Annotated in this window: 21 protein-coding genes and 1 tRNA gene; 12 read left to right on the plus strand and 10 right to left on the minus strand. The window is 56.0% G+C overall.

Features of this window, described 5'->3' with window-relative positions; all coding sequences use genetic code 11:
- The first annotated feature begins 550 nt into the window (after positions 1-550).
- The 4 genes from ACRZ91_RS09990 to ACRZ91_RS10005 all read left to right on the plus strand — a co-directional run bounded on the left by ACRZ91_RS09990 (position 551) and on the right by ACRZ91_RS10005 (position 4,444).
- Positions 551-1,300, plus strand: a complete 750-nt coding sequence (locus ACRZ91_RS09990) for a 5-oxoprolinase subunit B family protein (protein ID WP_480904830.1) — start codon at positions 551-553, stop codon at positions 1,298-1,300.
- A complete protein-coding gene (locus ACRZ91_RS09995) occupies positions 1,297-2,292 on the plus strand; it encodes a 5-oxoprolinase subunit C family protein (protein ID WP_480904832.1) in 996 nt (331 codons plus the stop codon). The genes ACRZ91_RS09990 and ACRZ91_RS09995 overlap by 4 nt, the downstream gene beginning before the upstream one ends.
- A 12-nt stretch (positions 2,293-2,304) precedes the next feature.
- Positions 2,305-3,066, plus strand: coding sequence for a LamB/YcsF family protein (locus tag ACRZ91_RS10000; RefSeq protein WP_480904835.1), 762 nt, complete (start codon positions 2,305-2,307; stop codon positions 3,064-3,066).
- Between the two features lie 130 nt (positions 3,067-3,196).
- Positions 3,197-4,444, plus strand: coding sequence for a hypothetical protein (locus ACRZ91_RS10005; RefSeq protein WP_480904838.1), 1,248 nt, complete (start codon positions 3,197-3,199; stop codon positions 4,442-4,444).
- Between the two features lie 64 nt (positions 4,445-4,508).
- Here the strand turns inward: ACRZ91_RS10005 and ACRZ91_RS10010 are convergent, their stop codons facing one another.
- On the minus strand, positions 4,509-5,888 hold the full coding sequence (locus ACRZ91_RS10010) for a D-alanyl-D-alanine carboxypeptidase family protein (protein ID WP_480904841.1): 1,380 nt from the start codon (positions 5,886-5,888) through the stop codon (positions 4,509-4,511).
- A 281-nt stretch (positions 5,889-6,169) separates the two neighbouring features.
- Positions 6,170-6,871 carry an HAD family hydrolase gene (locus ACRZ91_RS10015; protein WP_170474578.1) on the minus strand — a complete coding sequence of 234 codons (702 nt, stop codon included), beginning with the start codon at positions 6,869-6,871 and terminating at the stop codon, positions 6,170-6,172.
- Positions 6,872-6,965: 94 nt separating this feature from the next.
- On the opposite strand from ACRZ91_RS10015, the gene clpS reads away from it, so the two are divergent.
- From clpS to hemF, 4 genes are read left to right on the plus strand one after another with little or no spacing between them, the layout of a single operon-like run.
- Positions 6,966-7,307: an ATP-dependent Clp protease adapter ClpS gene (gene clpS, locus ACRZ91_RS10020; RefSeq protein ID WP_170544355.1), complete on the plus strand. Its 342-nt coding sequence runs from the start codon at positions 6,966-6,968 to the stop codon at positions 7,305-7,307.
- Positions 7,308-7,316: 9 nt separating this feature from the next.
- Positions 7,317-8,279, plus strand: a complete 963-nt coding sequence (locus ACRZ91_RS10025; protein ID WP_170781138.1) for a class I SAM-dependent methyltransferase — start codon at positions 7,317-7,319, stop codon at positions 8,277-8,279.
- 37 nt (positions 8,280-8,316) lie between these two features.
- Positions 8,317-9,117, plus strand: coding sequence for an SDR family NAD(P)-dependent oxidoreductase (locus tag ACRZ91_RS10030; RefSeq protein ID WP_170474569.1), 801 nt, complete (start codon positions 8,317-8,319; stop codon positions 9,115-9,117).
- 5 nt (positions 9,118-9,122) lie between these two features.
- A complete protein-coding gene (gene hemF, locus ACRZ91_RS10035; RefSeq protein WP_319546233.1) occupies positions 9,123-10,007 on the plus strand; it encodes an oxygen-dependent coproporphyrinogen oxidase in 885 nt (294 codons plus the stop codon).
- A 3-nt stretch (positions 10,008-10,010) separates the two neighbouring features.
- On the opposite strand, the gene ACRZ91_RS10040 is transcribed toward hemF, so the two are convergent.
- The gene (locus tag ACRZ91_RS10040; protein ID WP_170771752.1) at positions 10,011-10,418 is read right to left on the minus strand and encodes a hypothetical protein; all 408 of its coding nucleotides are present in this window, start codon (positions 10,416-10,418) and stop codon (positions 10,011-10,013) included.
- A 191-nt stretch (positions 10,419-10,609) separates the two neighbouring features.
- Between ACRZ91_RS10040 and ACRZ91_RS10045 the strand changes: the two genes are divergently transcribed.
- Positions 10,610-11,122 (plus strand): toxin-activating lysine-acyltransferase, encoded by a 513-nt coding sequence (locus ACRZ91_RS10045; RefSeq protein WP_480904844.1) that lies wholly within the window; start codon positions 10,610-10,612, stop codon positions 11,120-11,122.
- 1 nt (position 11,123) lies between these two features.
- Positions 11,124-12,035, plus strand: coding sequence for a Hint domain-containing protein (locus tag ACRZ91_RS10050; RefSeq protein ID WP_480904846.1), 912 nt, complete (start codon positions 11,124-11,126; stop codon positions 12,033-12,035).
- Positions 12,036-12,038: 3 nt separating this feature from the next.
- On the opposite strand, the gene modC is transcribed toward ACRZ91_RS10050, so the two are convergent.
- Genes modC through modA form a run of 3 tightly spaced genes read right to left on the minus strand, consistent with a single transcriptional unit; the run spans position 12,039 to position 14,576 of the window.
- A complete protein-coding gene (modC, locus tag ACRZ91_RS10055; protein WP_480904849.1) occupies positions 12,039-13,130 on the minus strand; it encodes a molybdenum ABC transporter ATP-binding protein in 1,092 nt (363 codons plus the stop codon).
- Positions 13,127-13,819 (minus strand): molybdate ABC transporter permease subunit, encoded by a 693-nt coding sequence (modB, locus tag ACRZ91_RS10060; protein ID WP_480904852.1) that lies wholly within the window; start codon positions 13,817-13,819, stop codon positions 13,127-13,129. The genes modC and modB overlap by 4 nt, the downstream gene beginning before the upstream one ends.
- A gap of 4 nt (positions 13,820-13,823) precedes the next feature.
- Complete coding sequence (modA, locus tag ACRZ91_RS10065) at positions 13,824-14,576, minus strand: molybdate ABC transporter substrate-binding protein (RefSeq protein WP_480904855.1); 753 nt, start codon at positions 14,574-14,576, stop codon at positions 13,824-13,826.
- Between the two features lie 189 nt (positions 14,577-14,765).
- On the opposite strand from modA, the gene ACRZ91_RS10070 reads away from it, so the two are divergent.
- Together ACRZ91_RS10070 and ACRZ91_RS10075 are read left to right on the plus strand one after the other, a co-directional pair.
- On the plus strand, positions 14,766-16,019 hold the full coding sequence (locus ACRZ91_RS10070) for an aminotransferase class V-fold PLP-dependent enzyme (protein WP_480904858.1): 1,254 nt from the start codon (positions 14,766-14,768) through the stop codon (positions 16,017-16,019).
- An 84-nt stretch (positions 16,020-16,103) separates the two neighbouring features.
- Positions 16,104-16,179 (plus strand) — tRNA-Val (locus tag ACRZ91_RS10075).
- A 459-nt stretch (positions 16,180-16,638) separates the two neighbouring features.
- On the opposite strand, the gene ACRZ91_RS10080 is transcribed toward ACRZ91_RS10075, so the two are convergent.
- From ACRZ91_RS10080 to ACRZ91_RS10095, 4 genes are read right to left on the minus strand one after another with little or no spacing between them, the layout of a single operon-like run.
- On the minus strand, positions 16,639-17,394 hold the full coding sequence (locus ACRZ91_RS10080) for an ABC transporter ATP-binding protein (RefSeq protein ID WP_170474546.1): 756 nt from the start codon (positions 17,392-17,394) through the stop codon (positions 16,639-16,641).
- A 9-nt stretch (positions 17,395-17,403) separates the two neighbouring features.
- Positions 17,404-18,159 carry an ABC transporter ATP-binding protein gene (locus ACRZ91_RS10085; RefSeq protein ID WP_480904861.1) on the minus strand — a complete coding sequence of 252 codons (756 nt, stop codon included), beginning with the start codon at positions 18,157-18,159 and terminating at the stop codon, positions 17,404-17,406.
- Between the two features lie 10 nt (positions 18,160-18,169).
- Complete coding sequence (locus tag ACRZ91_RS10090; RefSeq protein ID WP_170474539.1) at positions 18,170-19,375, minus strand: branched-chain amino acid ABC transporter permease; 1,206 nt, start codon at positions 19,373-19,375, stop codon at positions 18,170-18,172.
- Between the two features lie 3 nt (positions 19,376-19,378).
- Positions 19,379-20,410 carry a branched-chain amino acid ABC transporter permease gene (locus ACRZ91_RS10095; protein ID WP_170474536.1) on the minus strand — a complete coding sequence of 344 codons (1,032 nt, stop codon included), beginning with the start codon at positions 20,408-20,410 and terminating at the stop codon, positions 19,379-19,381.
- Between the last annotated feature and the right edge of the window lie 106 nt (positions 20,411-20,516).

Consider the following 20,516-nt stretch of genomic DNA (forward strand, 5'->3'; position numbering starts at 1 on the left):
CAAGACCCAAAAACCAGACCATAACGCCAATCACTCAGCGCCACCGCCCAATTACCAACCTCAGATGCCCACCGTCTCTCCGATGCGTCTCAACCGTCTCTCCGGCTCGTCCCCGCCGTTCCCAGCGTCCCAGCAACCGCCTCAGCAGCGCCGGTGAAGGGCGTTCTATGCCTTACGCATTCAACGCGCAAGTGGAAAATTCAAGAAAGTCGTAAAAAACTTCAAATTCGCTTTTTAAACCAATATATCAAATACTTACGAACTATGAGTCTCACCGAATACGGTTAAAACCATCCTTCAAACCTATCAGACATACCACTCAGGTTTCAGTGCTTGTTGATTCAAACCCTATATATAGTGAGAGCACTACGCCACCTCCACAAGACAGGACCGACTCGATATGGAGCAGCGATTCATTTCCAATCCCGGAATCGCACCCAGCATCGGCGCCGCCGAGCGCATTGCCTAACGATCTTACAAGGCCTTGCGCATTGTCTATGGATAGGCTCAGGTCTCTCAGAAGCTCAACCGATACGCCTGTGACCGTGATATGACGACTGACACTAAGTTTCCCCTGCTACGAACCGTTGGATTAGACGGTCTATTGGTGACCTTTGCGCAAACCATGTCCGAGCAATCAAACCGCGCCGCTCTGGCATTTCGCGGCGCGGTAGAAGAACAACAGATCGACGGTGTGCTTGAGACGTCGGCCTCGCTGGCATCTGCATTTATACGATTCAATCCCTCAAGCCTGTCGCATCACGACATCGAAGAGTTGATGCGCGCGATGTTGGACAGTCGCGATTGGTACGCCGCACCATTGCCTGCAGGGCGACGATTCTGGAAAGTACCGACAGTCTACGGTACCGATCTTGCGCCACAGCTAGAAGACGCAGCGCTGGCAGCCGGATTGTCAACTACAGACGCCATCGATCGTCTCAGCCAATCGCGCGTGCGGGTACTAACCATCGGGTTCGCTCCGGGCCAACCTTATCTCGGGCCATTAGGACCCGAATTCAACATTCCACGCCTGAAAGAGCTGACGCCAATGGTGCCCGAGGGGGCGTTGGTTCTGGCAATTTCGCAATTTGTTCTGTTCTCAGGGCCAACTCCAACCGGATGGCGCCATGTAGGGCAAACCGCTTTCCGTTGCTTTCGTCCGGACATGGAGCAGAGCTTTGCCCTCAACCCCGGTGATGAGATGCAGTTCATCTCAGTCTCGCGCGAGGAACTTGAGGATATCCGGACAACGTGCACCGATGGTTCTGGCGGTGCGAGTTGCAAGGAGATCACGGCATGACGCTGATCGTCCATCGCATCGGTCCAGCTTGCACGGTTCAGGATCAAGGGCGTACTGGGTATCTGGATCAAGGCCTGTCACGTTCGGGTGCCGCAGATGTAATGGCGCTTTACGAAGGAGCCGCCTTGCTGGGTAACGCCCCAAAGTGCGCAGCACTTGAAATGGCGGGGATGGGGGGCGAGTTCGAGGCAACCGTGCCAACCGCCATCGCGCTAACCGGCGCACCTATGCAGGCCAGTATCGATGGCAGCCCGGTTCTGTGGAATGCCTCGCACCAGATGGAAGTCGGACAGCGACTGGTAATCGGGTCGGTTCAACAGGGCAGTTATGGGTATCTACACTTGGGCGGCGGGATCGAGACCGAAATGACACTGGGCTCTCGCGCGGCACATCTGACCGCCAGGATCGGGCGCGCTGTTCGGGCCGGCGATCGACTGCCCGCACCCGGCGCGGGTACGACGGGCCTGAAGTTGCGTGCCGACGATAGATTCTCGGGAGGCTTGCTGCGGGTCGTGGCCAGCTTTCAAACGGCGCTGTTCGATGAAGGTACACTTGCGCGGTTTACACGAAAGACATTCCACCGTGGCGCCCGGGCCAACCGGATGGGCATGCAGCTAGATAGCGAAGGCGACGGCTTCGCTGCCAAAGGCCAGTTAGACATCCTGTCAGAAGTTATAACCCCCGGCGATATACAGATGACCGGTACCGGTGCACCCTTCATCTTACTTCCCGAATGCCAGACCACCGGAGGCTACCCGCGCATCGCAACCGTCCTACCCTGTGATCTGCCCCGCGCGGCACAGACCCCGGCGGGGGGCGAGGTTCGGTTCGAGTTTGTATCGATGGAACAAGCTGTGACACTGCAAGCCGCTTTTGAGGCCGAACTGGCCCGCATACCGGAGCGCGTCGAACCCTTGGTCCGCGATCCACATGACATCCCGGACCTTCTGTCCTACCAATTGATCAGCGGAATGATCTCTGCCACCGAATAAGGAGTTATCGCGATGCCGAGCGTCGATCTGAATGCAGATATGGGCGAGAGCTTTGGCCCCTGGAACATGGGGGATGATGAAAGCCTGCTGAAGATCATCACTTCGGCCAATATCGCCTGTGGCTTTCACGCCGGTGACCCGGATGTGATGGCCAAGACCATGGCTCTGGCGGCCAAGAACGGTGTTGGCATTGGCGCGCATCCTGGTTTTCCCGATCTACAGGGGTTCGGGCGTCGAAACATGAAAGTAACTCATGACAGTTTGCGCAATCTTGTGCGTTATCAACTCGGATCGGCCATCGGTATGGCCAAAGCCGTAGGTACCAAAGTCCGGCACCTAAAATTGCACGGCGCACTGGCCAATATGTGTTCGGTCGATATCGACATGGCGCGCGCCTGTTATCAGGGCGCGCTGGATGTGGACCCCAACATCATCATAATGGTGCTTGCGGTGACCAAGCAGGAAGCGGCTGTGCGCGAGCTAGGTTGCAAATGGGTGGGTGAGATCTTTGCGGATCGCGCCTACAACGACGACGGCACGCTAGTAGACCGGTCCTTGCCGGGGGCGGTCATCCATGATCCCGCGCTGGCAGGGCCGCGCATTCTGAACATGGTGAACGAAGGTGCGATCATCACCGAATCCGGCAAGCGGCTAGAAACTTCAATTGATACGATATGCCTGCATGGTGATGGCCCGACGGCGGTTCAGATCGCGCACTCCGTGCGCGAGAACCTGATCGCAGGCGGTGTCAAGGTCACAAAGTTCATCCGCTAGTCACAACAACGTAACTTTCGAACCCCATCTCCAAACTGTTGCCCATGCAGGCCTTAGCGCCTAGCATGATTGGCAAGTGCATGATCTGACTACCACAAATCCAAGCAACGCGCCGCAAGGAGATGAGCCTATGTCTTTCGATCTAATGTCCTACCAGCCAAGGGGCGACAAGAAAAACTCGGACTTCTTCACCGAATATCTGCCCAGGATTTACGAGCGTCGCATCAGCTCTGGCATCGCGGATCAGGTAGGCGCGATGCGCGCGATCGTCATTCAGGTTGAAACAGATGCGCTGTTCGACACGTTGGTCGAACTTTATGTAATGACCCCCTATCGCCATACCGCCAGCTATCTGGGCCAGACGCATAAGTTCGCGGTCATGCACTCACATGCCGATTACCCGGCGCTGATTCTGATGGCTCCGCTCAGTTCGGCGTTCGAAGATTTCATTCCCCGCATCAACCGAATATACCCGCTGGCGCGCAGCACGCCCCAGACTCGATATGTGGGTGAGATTTACGGCGCCACCGATTTGAAGAACCTGACGGGAACGCTGGAGGATCAGAATATTCGGTTCGAATATTCTGGGGACACCGAAAACCCGTTCTACACGCTGGAAGGATACCGATTCACAACGCCGTCGGATTTCACATGCAACCGCGTCGGCTATTCAACGCATGATTTTAACGACACAGACAGTCTGGGGCTTGGCGATCGTGTGATGCTGAGCGATGCGGAACAAGCGCGGCTGGATCAGGCCGCAGCCTTTGGCGCCGACAGCAAAATCTCTCCGCTGATGCTGGGGATCGATCACCTCGCCACGCGGGTTCTCGCCGGAGAGCGCGAGGACGCGATCCTTGAGTTTCTGACCATGGTCCCCTATTATTTCTGGGGGGCGTACAACATCTTTGACATGAACTCGTCAACCAACGTGAACCGTAACGCCAATGTGGATGACGACAAGAAATCCCCTGCCAAGGTCTTCACCGCCAACAACACGCCATCCTTCGTAAATTCCTTCGCCAAACTGCCGATGCCGACCGAGGATTTCGTGCGCAACTTTGGACGCCGCCTGCACCACATGGCAGTCGAGATTCAGGATGGTGATCATGCCGCAGGTGATAAAAATGTCGATTTCGTAGTGAATACGCTCAAAGACAATGGTGTGCCATTTCTTGCCCATGTGGTGGGCGAGTGCAAAGACGATCCGAATCTTAAACAGATCTTCTCGAAACACTCGAAACATACATTGCTGATCACTGAGTATATCGAGCGCTGCCATCACTATGATGGCTTCTTTACCAAAGACAATGTTGCTGCCCTGACCGCTGCCGCCGGGCAGGACGAACAGTACCAGCATGGTCACGTTTTCGACTGATCAGATGAAAAAAGGGCTGCGAGATCATCGCAGCCCAGACCCATCCAGGAGAGTATGTCGGGTCTTATGACGGCCCGATCATGAAACATGTGACGTTGCGCGCCTGCAACCGGCGGCAAGCCAGATCGGCCTGTTCGCGGGTCATGCCCTGAAAGGTCGCATCAAACCCGCGCGCGCTCTGGTTCACCTTACGCAACGTGCCTTCCAATGTAGTCATTTCCGACAGCGCGGTTTTCAGCAAAACTTTCTCGGCCTCGTATCGCGTGGTGTATCGGCCCACATTGACACCCCACAGGTGACCGCCGGATGTGGACAGGCGGGTAACCACTTCGGGTTCCGGCTCTGGCTGTCTGGCCGGTTCAACCGAGGCAAGAACCACATCCCCAGGCCGCGAAACTGGTCGTGTTGCGCTGTCCGCAGGTGCGATATCCGCTGCCGCAATGGCGGCGGCAATACCGTCTTGAATACGGGAACCATTTTTCTCGGCCGTTTCGGCAACTGCACCTGCTACTTGCACAGCAGCGGCTGCCGTCGGACGCAGGACCGGGCGCAAGCTTTTCTTCGGTGGACCAACCTGAGCGACCTGTACGGTGCCCAGCCCCGTGTTTCCGGCATACGCCGGGCGGGCAGGCTTGCGGATCGGCGCGCGCGAGGGGGCACGGCGGAAACCCATATCCAGAAGTTCAGCTACACGGGCGTTACGTGATGCGCCGGATTTGCCGCCGAAGACCGTGGCAATGATGCGTTCATCCTTGCGTTTGGCTGAAGCAACAAGGTTAAATCCGGCCGCGCGGGTATAGCCGGTCTTGATCCCATCGGCGCCCCTGTAGGCCGCCAGCAGGCGGCGGTTGGTGTTAGGAACGGTCTTGATCCCGGCATGAGTCGATTGGCGCGAGAACAGATTATAATACTGCGGATAATCATACAGCAGATGACGGCCCAGCTTGGTCATGTCGCGCGCGGTCGACAAGTGGCCCGACTCGGTCAGACCATGCGCGTTCTTGAAGGTCGTCCGGCTCATCCCCATCGCCTTGGCGGTACGGGTCATGCGACGGGCAAAGGCCGCCTCGGAACCGCTGAGCGCGATACCTATGGCGGTCGCCGCATCATTGGCCGATTTCACTGCCGCTGCCCGGATCAGATAACGAAACGCGATTCGCTGGCCGGTGCGCAATCCCAGCTTGGACGGCGGTTCAGCCGCCGCCTTCTTGGTGATCCTAACTTGAGTGTCCAATGTGATCTCACCATTCCGCACCGCCTCAAACGCGATGTAGAGGGTCATCATTTTGGTCAGCGATGCCGGATGGAGCCGCGTGTCGGCATTACGGGAATGCAGCACTTCCCCGGTGCGCGCGTCGATAACCATGGCTGCGTAGGGGGCCGCCACGCCTTGAAGTGGCGCAAAAGAAAGCAGCCACAGGAATGCTATAAGGAATAAGCCCATTCGGGCCGGAACTGTCCGCCGAATCTGCACGATCTTTGCCTCTGTCTGCCTCGCGCCGCCGGGTTTTCCCGGTCAGCAATTTTTATTTTGATATTGGTCAGGCTAACACAGGGACGGGCTTAAAGAAACTGAAAGCTGCGTGTTCGTTACACCCACTCCGACCTAGCTCTGCACTACATGTGGTAGAAGTTGCGCGTCCAGACACCAAACCCGCGATTGCGCCGAAATTCAGGCAAGCCAATCCATCGAATTTTTCGCAACTGATGTGAAACGGCAACAGGTCAGGAAATCCGGGCAACCAGAGCCGAGAGATCGCCCAGATCTCGCAACTCACAAAATCTGGGATTGCCGGCCGGAGTTTCAGCCTTCTCAATTTCCCAGACCAGCCCATGGGGCACATACACGCCCCAGCATCCCGCTTCGATGGGCGCCACCACGTCAGACCGCATCGAGTTTCCGATCATCATCGAGGCCTCGGGACCATCCCCATGCTGCGCGAAAATCGTCGAATAAGTCGCTGCCGTTTTTTCGCTCACGATCTCGACGCCATCAAATAGCTCACCCAATCCGGATTGCGCCAGCTTACGCTCCTGATCGATCAGGTCGCCCTTGGTGATCAGCAAAACCCTGTGCGTCTCGGCCACCGTCTCGATGGCCTCGCGCGCATGGGGGAGCAGTTCGATGGGATGCGCCAGCATCTCCTGCCCCGCTTCAACAAGTTGGCGGATGACGCGCGCAGGGACGCGATCTTCGGTCACCTCGATCGCTGTCTCGATCATAGACAGGGTAAAACCCTTGATGCCATACCCATAGTGCTGGATGTTCCGCTTTTCAGCGGCAAGAAGACGTTCCATCAGGTGATCGCGCTCGGCGTGATCTGCCAGCAATTCGGCAAAATAGGTCTGCGTCAGTTGAAAAAACCGCTCGTTATGCCACAGCGTGTCATCCGCATCGAACGCGATTGTGGTCAATTTGTCCTGCATTGCGATTCCGACTCGTAGCTCTTTTCTCTGACCACAGTGACGTTATATAAGCCCTCAAACAAACCGAAGCTTGAATCGGGATTCTCTTACAGCAATGCGCGAACACCAGTGGATCATGTCGGACAAGGACGACCAGGACGACGACACGTCGGTCCTGGTGCAAACACGTCCCAAGACCAAGCGGCCTCCACTGTATAAGGTGTTGCTGCTGAATGACGACTACACGCCGATGGAGTTTGTGGTGCATGTGCTGGAACGGTTCTTCGGCATGACCCATGCGCAGGCGTTCGAAATCATGCTGACCGTGCACAAGAAAGGCGTCGCCGTGGTTGGCGTGTTCAGCCATGAGATTGCCGAAACCAAGGTCGGGCAAGTGATGGATTTCGCGCGCAGGCATCAGCACCCGCTGCAATGCACCATGGAACGCGAAGAATAACGCGCGGCCATGTCTCCTCGCCTTGAACTTGCCCTAAGCAGCGGGCTCAGCCTGTCACAACCTCTGACCGTGCTGGCCCCAACCCCCAATCACGATCTGTCGGACCTGCCGCACGAGACGCAGGTGGTACAACCCTTCAAACCCTTTCACGATCATTTTGCCGCGCAAGGTTTTGTGGCAACGCCCAACAGTGACGCGCCCAGCCAGGATGCTGTCGTCTTCCTGCCGCGTGCCAAAGCGCTGGCCCGGGCGTTGGTTCATCAGGCTTGCAGCCGCGCCAGCGGGATCATTGTGGTGGACGGGGCCAAAACCGATGGCGTCGACAGTTTACTGAAAGACATACGCAAGCGGGTCGCAATCAACGGGCCGATTTCGAAAGCGCATGGCAAGATTTTCTGGTTTCAGTCTGATGCGGACGCGTTTGCCGACTGGGTTGCGCCTGAAAACCAAATGGTCGACGGATTCCACACCGCACCCGGTGTGTTTTCCGCTGACGGTATCGATCCTGCCTCAGCCCTGTTGCAGAGGTCTCTGCCAACCAAGCGCGGTACGCGCATTGCTGATCTGGGCGCAGGCTGGGGCTTTCTGTCCGCCGGGCTGATCGACGACACCTTGCACAGCCTGCATTTGGTTGAGGCGGATCACACCGCCCTCACCTGTGCCCGCTCCAACGTCACCGACCCTCGTGCGCAGTTCCACTGGGCCGACGCAACCAATTGGACCGCACCCGAGCCACTGGACATGGTGGTCATGAACCCGCCGTTTCACACCTCGCGCAGTGCTGACCCGGCCCTTGGGCAGGGATTTATCGCAAACGCCGCACGAAACCTAACACGCAACGGGCAACTCTGGATGGTTGCCAATCGCCACCTGCCCTACGAAGCCACCCTGGCCGAGTTCTTCACGCGCGTTGAAGAAGTGGCAGGAGACAACCGATTCAAGGTATTTCATGCCTCTCGCCCTCGGGGCTGAGGCCCGCTAACCTGCGCCAGAACTCAGGAGGATTCGCATGTCCTTTTCAATCGCGGGCAAGACCGCAATCGTCACCGGCGGTGCCAATGGCATCGGGCTTGCCATCGGGCGGCATTTTGCGGATGCAGGTGCCAATGTCATGTTTGCCGACATGGATGAAAAACGCCTGTCCGAAGAGCTGGGTGAACAGGCGGATGACAGCAATATCCGTTATTTTGCGGGCGATCTGCGCGAAAAGCTGACCATCGCCAACCTACTCTCGGCAACGCTGGATGCTTTCGATCAAGTGGATATCCTGATCAATGGCGCACGGCAGGTCATCCCTTCAGACCCGCTCGACGCGGATGATGACTCGGTCCGTACATTGTTGAACCAGAACCTGATGCCTGCGCTGAGACTGAGCCAACTGGTCGCCAAGCGGTTTATCAAACAGGCTGATGGTGACACCGAGAACCCTGCAGGTTCGATCATCAACCTGTCCTCGATTGCTGCGCGCCGAACCCACCCGGACCTGATGGCCTACTCGGTCTCAACAGCCGCCCTGGATCAGATGACCCGTTCGCTTGCTGTAGCATTGGCGCCGAGCCGCATCCGCGTGAACTCAATTGCTCTGGGATCGGTAATGAGCGCCTCGTTGCAATCCACATTGAAGGAAAATCGCGACTTCCGCGATGATATCGAAAAACACACGCCCCTGGCACGAATTGCAGCGCCAAACGAACTGGCGGAAACAGCGCAGTTCCTTGCATCGGATGCCGCGGGTTTCATGACAGGGCAAATCCTGACCATTGACGGCGGCCGCACCCTGCTGGACCCGGTCGCGGCACCTGCCCACTGACACCTATGTTTGACACAGAAAAAAACACCGCCTCCGCATGGTTTCGCCAATTGCGCGATGAGATCATCATGGCGTTCGAAGCGCTTGAGGAAAGCCACGCCGCTGGCCCGTTCTCAGACGATCAACCGGGCCGATTTGAGGTGAAAGAAACTACCCGCCAATCCGACGACGGCTCGGACGCTGGTGGCGGCTTGATGTCCGTTATGCGCGGCGGTCGCGTGTTCGAAAAAGTGGGCGTTAATGTTTCAACCGTTTACGGCACACTAGGCGAACGCGCGCAGAATGCGATGGCTGCGCGCAAGGGCATTCCCGGAATGAAAGATGACCCGCGTTTCTGGGCGTCTGGCATCAGCCTGGTGGCACATATGCAGAACCCGCATGTGCCTGCAGTACACATGAACACACGAATGTTTTGGACACCGCATGCCTGGTGGTTCGGTGGCGGGTCCGACCTGAACCCTTGCATCGAATATGACGAGGACACCTCTCATTTCCACGCCACTCAAAAGGCTCATTTGGATCCGCATGGTGCGGCGCATTATCCACGCCTCAAAGATTGGGCCGATGAATATTTCTACATCCCCCACCGCAAACGCGCACGAGGTGTTGGTGGGATATTCATGGATGACTATTGTACTGGCGACTGGCAGGCAGATTTCTCCCTGACCCAGGATATTGGCCGCGCATTCCTTCCAGCGTTCTTACCTCTGGTCGAGAAGCGTCGAATTCAGAGTTTCAATGACACGGACAAGACTAAGCAGCTTGTGCATCGTGGTCTCTATGCGGAATACAATCTGGTTTACGACCGTGGCACCAAGTTTGGTCTGGAAACCGGGCATGATCCCGATGCCGTTCTCATGAGCCTGCCGCCGCTGGCGAAATGGATCTGATGGTCAGAAACCAAAATCTATGAAATTGTCATAGCAATATCCCTGAGCCGACCCTGCCGTCATATTTGCTCCTACGGTTTTGACCGTGACGGAATATGTTGTGACATCTTCAGCCCCTTCAGGCAGTGACAGAGAAAACTGCACCGTACGGGCACCCCTCTCATAGGGTTTCGAGATATAGATGCGTTGAGTTGCCGATGTCCGCAGCGTCCGGATCGCAAAATCACCGATCCCGCACCAATAGGCCACTGGCGCTGATGTACCGATCGCAGCCACCTCGTAGGTGCCATCATTCAATGGCGTGACTGTTGTTCGAAATGCGGGCCGCACACCCACACCGAAGCCAACGGCTTGTGAAAGTGTGGGGGACACCAAAGCAGCCACCAGGCATGCAAGCTTCAGAATTCGCATATCCAATACCTCATTCGATAACTTCGATCGACGCCGTCAAAGCGTGAATTCAATCAATAACATACCATGACAGCATTCTTGCTTCTGGTACAATGTCGAATTCTTACGCCCTTGGTTACCCACCATGAAAATCCTTTCATTGAATATGATCCGCGCTATGATCTAAGAAACCGTAGTTTCCAGAGTGACCCGTGCAGACGTCATTTCCAAAAGACTGGTTCGATATTTCTCCTGAAAAATACGCCGATTTCGGTGCAGTGTTTTATCTCGCGGCACTGACCAAAACACATCGGGATCGCAACTTAGGTCAGGCGCTTTATGCCTTTGAAACGCCCTTGCGTCTGGGGCAGTATCATATCTTTCGGCAAAACGGATTTCCGCGCGGGTTTGTGACTTTCGCCGGTCTAAGCCCTGAAGCCGAACATCGCTATGCGGTACAGGAACAGCCGTTGAATAACACCGATTTCACCAGCGGTACGTCTTTCTGGATCATCGACATGGTCGCTCCGTTTGGTCAGACCAACCAAATTGTCGAGATGCTAAAACGCGAGATCCCGCATCCCAGGGTGCGCACTAACCGGATGGACAGCGACCTGACCCGAAACCGAATCGTCGAATGGACCCGTGACCAGAACGCTGAGGTGCACATGCGCCTTTACAGAAAAAATGAATTTGCGCGAGTGCTAGAGCAGGAGGGATCATAACATGGTCTCGATAGTCGGCGATACAACAGGTTCGGTGACAGATGATCCACCGAATGTGGCAACTGGTGATCTTGATATTACCAGCGGTGCCACCATCGTCTCGCAGGACTGGTCTATCCAGACGCCGCCCGATCACGGGACAGCCAGCATTGATCCAGCTACAGGCGAATGGACCTATACGGTCGACCCTACCTTTTTCGACAGTTTGGATAATGGCGAAATCGTCACCGATACGTTCACAGTCGAAGTCAACGCCGTCGTCAGCGTCTTCGGCTTTAATTTTAATGCAGCTCCGGAAACAACCGATGTCACCATCACAATTGAAGGTGTGTGTTTTACTGCAGGCACGTTGATCGAAACCGAAGTCGGTTCGCAACCGATCGAAACTCTTCAGGTGAATGACGAAGTGTTGACCGCCGATCACGGCTTGCAGCCCATTCGCTGGATCGAAAGCAGCCGATTGGACGGTGGGCGATTACGTGCGAACCCTTCAATGCGACCGGTGCGGCTTACTGCCGGCAGTCTTGGGCCAGATATTCCATCCCGTGACCTTCTGGTCTCTCAACAGCATCGAATTCTGATAAGTGGTCCCAAGGTCCAGATGCTATTTGGTGCGCCCGAAGTATTGGTCGCCGCAAAACACCTTTGCTCCTGGCCGGGCATCGATATCGAAACAAGCGACCAGCCTGTCGAGTATTTGCATATCCTTCTGGACAGGCACGAGATTCTAACCGCCGAAGGGGCGCCAGCTGAAAGCCTATTTCTGGGTGAAGAAACCCTTTACACTTTATCCTCTGACGCGTTGCAGGAACTCGTCGAGATTTTCCCCGACCGCGCGACAGACGAACACAACGGATTCGGAAATGCCGCGCGCCTTATTCTGCGCGAGCATGAGGCGCGCGCGCTTGCCTAATCCTTAGACGACTCGCCCACCGACATCCTGCGGGGCCAGCGCGACAGTCTTGATCACCGCATAGCAACTGCTGCCCTGCTGCAACCCCAAGGCCGCGACCGAGCGTCGGGTCACGCGGGCCAGAACAATCCCAGCAGGTGTGTTGACCGACACAATGGCACCCGGCCCTTCGCCTGATCGGATCGTTTCGACCTGCCCGGAAAGCACGTTCAGGGCTGACAGCCCTTCTGGTGGTTTGTTCGACAAGATCACCTCTTGCGCCGGGATACGGATACGCAGGTCTTCGCCGATCCGGTGCGCAATGCGCGGCAGGAACAACCGCGCCCCGCCTGCGTCCAATTCAGATAAACCATCATCGTGATGAGCCGTCACGCGAACGCTTAGCACCGCACCCACGGCGCGCACACCGGCGGGGGCAACTGATGGGTCGGCCAGCACTTCGGACGCAGGGCCAAAGCGTACCACCTGCCCATCCTGAAGCGCCACGACCGATGTCGCCAACCGCGCAACCTCGGCCGCCGAATGTGTTACATAGAGGATTGGAACCGAGACCTCATCCCTTAACCGTTCAAAATAGGGCAGGATTTCCGCCTTCCTCGCATCGTCAAGCGCCGCCAAGGGCTCGTCTGCAAGAATCAGGCGCGGGCTGGCCAACAAGGCGCGGCCAATGGCAACGCGCTGTTTCTCACCGCCCGACAGCATAGCTGGACGCCGATCCAGCAGGTGGCCGATGCCCAACATCTCGATCACGCGATCCGGGCTTTCGCGCTGTACTCCACGCGGGGCAAACCAACGACCATAGTTCAGATTCTGACGCACAGTCAGATGCGGGAACAATCGGCCTTCCTGAAAGATGTATCCCAATCGCCGCCGATGTGGCGGCAACCAAACCCCGCAATCCGTGTCGAACAAAACCCAATCACCCACTGCAACACGCCCCGCTTGGGGACGCAGCAACCCGGCTACGGCATTGACCACCGTGGTCTTCCCGGAACCCGAGCGCCCAAAAAGGACTGTGACACCCGGAGGCGCTTCAAAATCCAAATCGAGCGCAATACCCGGCAGATTATGTTGCATGCGAACAGACAGACTCATGACCCAGCCACCCGTTTGGCCACACGGCGGCCCACATATTCTGACAAGAGCAGCGCCCCCATGGCGATTATGATCGAAATGATCACCAACCGCGTCGCCGCCGCCTCACCCCCGGGCACCTGCAAAAACGCATAGACGGCGGAAGGCAGAGTCTGGGTCTGGCCCGGTATGTTTGAAACAAAAGTGATCGTGGCCCCGAACTCTCCCATCGCTTTGGCAAAGGCCAGTATTGCGCCTGCGATAACCCCAGGCAGGATCATCGGCAGCGTCACCGTTCCAAAGACCATCAGACGCGACGCACCCAACGTAGCCCCGGCCTGCTCCAGTTTGGGATCCACCGCCTCAATCGACAAACGGATCGCGCGCACCATCAGTGGAAAGGCCATGATCCCAGCTGCAAGCGCCGCACCGGTCCAGCGGAATGCGAAAACGATACCAAGCTCGGCCAACGGCGCACCCAGCGGTCCCTGAATCCCGAATGTCAGTAACAACAGATAGCCGGTTACCACCGGAGGTAGGATCAGCGGCAAATGCACCAGACCATTCAACACTTGCCGCCCCGGAAAGCGCCAACGCGCCAAGGCGTAGGCCACGAAGATTCCGAATGGCAGCGTTATTAGCGTCGCCCAGAACGACACGCGCAACGACAGGTGCAACGCCTCGATCTCTGCCGGTCCCAACCAACCCATCTCGTCACCCGTCCGGCAAGGTGAAACCCTGCCTCAGAAACTCTGCCTTCGCGGTTTCTCCTTGCAGATAGGTCAGGAATGCCTGCGCATCTGGATTTGCCGAACGAGTCAGGGCTGCAGGGTAGACAATTGTTGGATAAAGCTCAGGTGGGATTGTTCCGATCACACCCACCCGATCCTCGGCAATTGCATCTGAACGATACACAATTCCCAGCGGTGAAGCACCCGTCGCCACCAGCGCCAGTGCTGCGCGAACATTATCTGTCTGTGCGATCTGGTCCTGTACTTCGTTCCACATGCCCAAACCCTGCAAGGCAGCCTTGCCATAGATACCTGCAGGAACGGCATCGACCAATGCCAACGCCAGATAACCCCCATCCAACTGGGAGAGCAGATCAAACCCAGCTCCAATTTCGGCGGCTTCCGAACTCGGCGCGCCAATCAGCACCAACCCGTTGCTTAGCAAGTCCACCCGTGAAACAGTATCGATCAAATCTTCGCTTTGCAGCACATCCATCCACTCTTCATTGGCCGAGATGAACAGATCTGCAGGGGCCCCAACCTGAATCTGCCGCGCCAATACCGATGAAGCGGCGTAAGACACCGTGACACTGTGCCCGGATTCTTCCTCGAACCCGGGTGCGATGGCATCCAGCGCGGTCTTGAGGCTGGCCGCAGCAAAGACCAGCACCCCCTCGGCCCGAACCGGAGCTGCGATCAGCGTGCATAACGCCAGAGCCGCAATCAGACAGCGCATCTTGTGCCTCCGGTTCAAAGGGTTGCAGTCTCTCTGGGCATATCGGAGGCGACACGGGGCAGGCAAGGCCCTTTCCCGGCGCAAGGAAACATCTGGTTCTACTACGACACGCGTTTCTGTCGCAATTGGGATTGAACCCGGCAGGCATTCAGGCTGATGTGAGCCAAACCAAGACAGGAACCGTTGAACATGCTGCACCAGACCCCCGGACTGATTGAAGAAATCCGCTCACGCTTTGCCCATGTCGACGCCTGCCCGTTTCAGGGGCCACGCATTTTCTTTGAAAACGCAGGCGGTGCGCTGACCCTGAATACAGTGGTCGACACCTCGGCCAAATTCGCTGCGATCCCGGATAATCAGGGGCGGGACAATGTCGCCAGTCATGCGCTGGTCGATATCATCAACCGCGCGAAGGTAGATTTATCTGTCTTCATGAACGCCTCGGAAGGTCAGTTCTTTGTCGGCGAAAGCGGGACAGAGCTGCTGTTCCGCATGATCCGCACGGCCTGCGTGAATGCACCGAAGGGGGGTAAGGTGATCGGCAGTTCCATCGAACACCCCGCAAGTCGCAGCGCCGCACGCAGATGGGCTGAAATCGCCGGCCTTGACTATGTCAATGTGCCCCATGACGACGCAACAGGCCTTGCCACCGCCAAAGACTATGCTGCGCTGATGACCCCGGATGTGGCCGTCGCCACGATCCTGCACGCCTCGCCTGTAACGGGCATGGGGATGGATGTGGCTGCCATAGCGCGTGTCATCCGCGCTGTCGCACCCGATTGCTTCATAATCGTCGACGGCATTCAGCACGCAGCCCATGGCCAGATGGATATCGATAGCTACGACGTCGATGGCTATGCGATCTCGCCTTACAAAGTGTTCTCACGTCACGGTTATGGCATCGCCTGGATCTCGGACCGCTTAACTGCACTGCCGCACGACCAGTTGATCGACGCCCCTGCAAACGGATGGGAATTTGGCACCAGAGACACCGGCTCCTACGCCGCGATGTCCGACGTGGTCGGCTATTTCGACTGGCTCGGCGGACAGGTCTCAGAGGAAACTGATCGCAGGGACCGCATCCGGGCCGCCGGCCATGCGATACACGCCTACGAAACACACCTGACCAATGCTATGATCAACGGTACAGGCAACCTGCCCGGTCTGAGCGATATGGACCACATCACGATCCTGGCTGGTGCCGATAATCCCGCGCGCGAAGGTCTGGTCTCGATCACTGTCGAGGATTTTCCGTCGGCGGATGTAGTGACCCGGCTGAACCAACAAGGCATCCGCACCCATACCCGAAAAGCGGACCACTACAGCGGCAATGTGCTGACACCTTTAGGCCTGAACGACTGTATCCGCATCTCGCTGTGCCACTACAACACCGAACATGAGGTCGCGCAGCTCTTGGCCGCTCTCAAGGACATGAAACCCTGATCTGCAGCGCGGTACAAATTTGCGGAAGAAATTGTGCCCTACCCTCTTGCGCCCGCGCACGGGCTTAGCTACATGAGCCCTCACGGGTGATTAGCTCAGTTGGTAGAGCGCTTCGTTTACACCGAAGATGTCGGGAGTTCGAGTCTCTCATCACCCACCATCAAACAGCCCTTGTTTTACTGGCGTCCTTTAAAATAAGGACATGACGCTGCCGTGTGGAGCACATCGCGGGAGTACATCGTGGGTCGTTTCGTAATGCCAAATCCAACTCTGATTAAAGGCTCGTATTACTGCCGAGTCGCCGTCCCTGCCGATCTCAAGGGCGAAGCCAGGGGAACGTACGTGGCAGCGGCGATCAATGGACAGATCATAAATCGCAAGGTCGGGAGCCGAGCTTTGCTGAGTTTGAATCGACCTTCCGTTCCGCGAACATAGTGGACAAAAAAATTCCTGAATATAAAGGTTCATCAGGTCTTCGACCACCGGATCGTATTACTCGACTGCATGGTTCGAGTTTGTACTTTTCGCGTAAATCAGTAGACTTACAACCGAAGCAAACAGGTGCATCGGACACGTTATTAACCTGTCTTTTTGGCCTGATAAGTAAGGACTATGCGGGTTAGATCGCTAGATATTCCTCACGAAGGTTGGTGTCTTCAAGTACTTCTTTCGCTGTACCATCAAATACAATGGTTCCGGTATCTAGTATGATCGCACGGTCCGCTAACTCCAAAGCGCGCACGGCATTCTGCTCAACAATTATCGTTGTCATACCCTGTTGCTTAACGTGAGTAAGGGTCTTTTCGATTTCATCGACAATGACAGGAGCCAATCCCTCATACGGTTCATCCAAAAGTAAGACCTTGATGTCCCTCGCCAAGGCTCTGGCGATTGACAGCATTTGTTGTTCGCCTCCTGACAGTGTAATTCCTTCTTGTTTTCTGCGCTCTCCCAAACGCGGAAACAACTCGTAAAGCCGTTCCAGTGACCATCCGATTGGCGGCGCAATCTGAGCAAGCTGCAGGTTTTCTTCGACGGTCAGGCCAGGAATTATTCGCCTGTCTTCTGGTACCAGACCAAGACCAGCTGCCGCCGCCTCGTAGCTTGTCATTTTGTGTAGCGGCTTGTGGTCTAACCAGATTTCGCCATGTCTTACTTCAGGCTCTCCAACTCTCGCAATCGAACGAAGTGTTGAGGTTTTTCCGGCACCGTTACGCCCAAGAAGAGCAAGAATCTCGCCTTCGTGCACGTTGAAACTGACGCCTTGAACGATATAGCTTTCGCCGTAGTAGGAGTGCATATCCCAAACGGAGAGAAACGCAGGCGCAGTGCTGGCCATATTGGCATTTTTCGAAAAGTCAGGTTTCTCGTTCATAGGTTTTCCTTACGCTGCCTCGCCTAGATAGGCCTCGCGAACCTTGGGGTTTCCGCGGATGTTTTCCGGAGTATCTTCAACCAGGGGTGTTCCCTGCGCCAGAACGGTGATGCGTTCGGCAAGGCTGAATACGACGTGCATATCATGCTCAATGATTGCGATGGTGATGTCGCGCTCATCCTTAATTTGTTTCAGCAGGTCGATTGTGTTGTTTGTATCTGCCCTCGCCATACCCGCGGTAGGTTCGTCTAACAGCAGTAGCCGCGGATTCTGACTGAGGCACATGCCAATCTCGAGTCGGCGCTTATCGCCACGTGAAAGTGAGGCTGCATGCATTTCGCGCTTGTCAGCCATGTTCATCTCTTCCAGCATCGCTTCAGCCTGTTCAACAATCGCCTTTTCGTTGGCGATGGTCTCATACGCATGCATCCGGAACACTCCATCCCTCATAGCAAAAATAGGGATCAACATGTTCTCAATCACCGTCAGTTCACCAAAAATCTCTGGTGTCTGGAAAACACGACTAATGCCCATCTGATTGATCTGAAAAGGTTCGAGTCCCAAAACCGAGGCGTTGTCGAACAATACGGTTCCTGTGTCCGGCATAAGCTTGCCCACAAGACAATTCAGCAGGGTCGACTTGCCAGCACCATTGGGCCCGATGATCGCATGAACCGAGTTTTCTTCTACATTGAGGTTTACGTTCGTCAGCGCCTTGAGGCCGCCGAAGCGCTTGCTAACGTCTTTGACTCTTAGAATTGCCATGGCTCGCCCCTTATTCCGCCGGTTCTGTCTTGCCAGACGTTGCGTCATCGGTTTTTGGTTTCTTGCGTTTGATCCGGTTGAGCAAACGCTGACCACCTTCGACCAGCCCCCCCGGCAGGTAGATAACGACGAGCATGAAAAGGATGCCAAGCGTTAGATGCCAACCTTTTCCGATGAACGGATGGATCACGAAAACAACCGCGTTCTCCAACCCATCAGGCAGGAAAGCAAACCAACTGTGCAACACATTGTCGTTGATCTTAGAGAAGATATTTTCGAAGTATTTGATGAAGCCTGCGCCCAGAACCGGGCCTATCAATGTGCCGGTACCGCCTAGGATCGTCATCAGAACGACCTCACCCGAAGCGGTCCACTGCATACGCTCAGCGCCCGCCAGCGGGTCCATTGCGGCCATCAAGCCACCAGCCAGACCGGCATACATGCCAGAGATAACAAACGCTGCCAACGTGTACGGCTTCGAGTTAAGGCCGGTGTAATTCATCCGCTGCTGGTTCGATTTGACAGCCCGTAGCATCATGCCGAAAGGCGAGCGAAAGATGCGGATAGATAAGTAGAACACCACCATCATAACTATCGCACAAAGATAATATCCCGCGTTAAAATCAAAGCTCCACGCTCCGACGTCCATTGTATAAGTTGCGCGCATCGGCAGCCCGAACAGATGTGGCAGGTCCGGTGAGTTGGCACCCTGCAGGATTTGCGGATCGTCTGCGTAAACCTGCAGACCGGTTTCCCCGTTGGTTAGATTGAACTTGGGGTTCGACAAGACAGAGTAGGCTAATGCAAAACTCATCTGCGCAAAGGCCAGAGTCAGGATCGAAAAGTAGATGCCGGACCGGCGCAGACTGACATACCCAATCAGCAGCGAGAATACCCCGGCGACCACAACGCTGAGCGCGATAGCCGGAATGATGTTGTAACTCAGCAATTTGAACATCCACACGGCTGAGTACGATCCGACACCCAAAAAAGCCGCGTGACCGAATGACAGGTATCCGGTTAGGCCGAACAGGATGTTGAACCCGATGGCAAAGATGCCAAAGATAACAAAACGCTGCATCAGGTCCGGATAACCCGCGTTGAACTGCGCCATGGCGCTGCCTTCTGGGAACGGGTTCAGGATGAACGGGGCCAGAAGGGTGAGAAGGCCGACGATGATTAGAAGGCTGGTGTCTTTTTTGTTCAGTCCAAACATCGATTATTCCTCCATCACGCCTTTGCGTCCCATCAACCCGCGCGGGCGCGTCAGAAGCACAATGATGGCAACAAGGTAGATGATGATTTGATTGATCCCGGGAATTGTCGTGGTGGCCCAGGTCGTCGAGGCAAAACTTTCCAGGATGCCCAGCAGAAAGCCAGCCAGCACAGCTCCGGGCAGCGAGCCCATGCCGCCAACAACAACAACGACGAAGCTAAGGACCAGAAAGTCCATCCCCATGTGATAATTTGGCGGGTTTAGCGGCCCGTACATTACACCGGCCAAACCGGCCACTGAGGCAGCGATACCGAACATGATCGTAAAGCGCCGGTCGATATTGATACCCAGCAAGCCTACGGTTTCACGATCCGCCATTCCGGCGCGTACGACCATGCCGAACGTGGTGAATTGCAGGAATGAGAAAACGGCGCCGATAATGGCGACGGCAAATCCAAAGTAAACCAAACGCCAGATTGGATAGATTATTGCGTTGGGGTCAAATCCAATCATTGTGCCAAGGTCGATAGAACCGCTCAGCGCGTCAGGCGCTGGAGTTTGGATTGGGTTGGCGCCGAAGAAATACTTCACGATTTCCTGCAACACGATCGCCAGACCAAAGGTGACGAGGATCTGGTCGGCGTGAGGGCGCTTGTAGAAGTGCTTAATCAAACCGCGTTCCATCACATAGCCCACTGCTAACATGATCGGGATCGCAAACAGGATAGCCAAAGGAACAGACCAATCGATGATCGTCGCACCGGTCTCTGGGCCGAACCAAGCCTCGACATAAGGTGTTTCAACCTTCAGTGGGTTGCCTAGAAAGTCGGTTTGGCTTTCGTCGATGGTGGCAAAGCTCAGGTTCATGAGCTTTTGCAGAGTAACGGCACAGAACGCACCGATCATGAACAGTGCGCCGTGTGCGAAGTTCACAACGCCCAGCGTTCCAAAAATGAGCGTCAGCCCCAGCGCAATCAACGCATAGGCCGACCCTTTGTCCAGACCGTTCAAAATTTGCAATAGGATGGCGTCCATTGGCCCCACCTCAGGGTTGGTCAGTGTGAATTAAGTGGCGTAACAGGATCAACCCTGTTGCAGATGTCTGGCCGCCTGTTCGGCAGCCAGACTTAGACACGAGGAC

This window comes from Ruegeria sp. O11, from assembly GCF_056535285.1.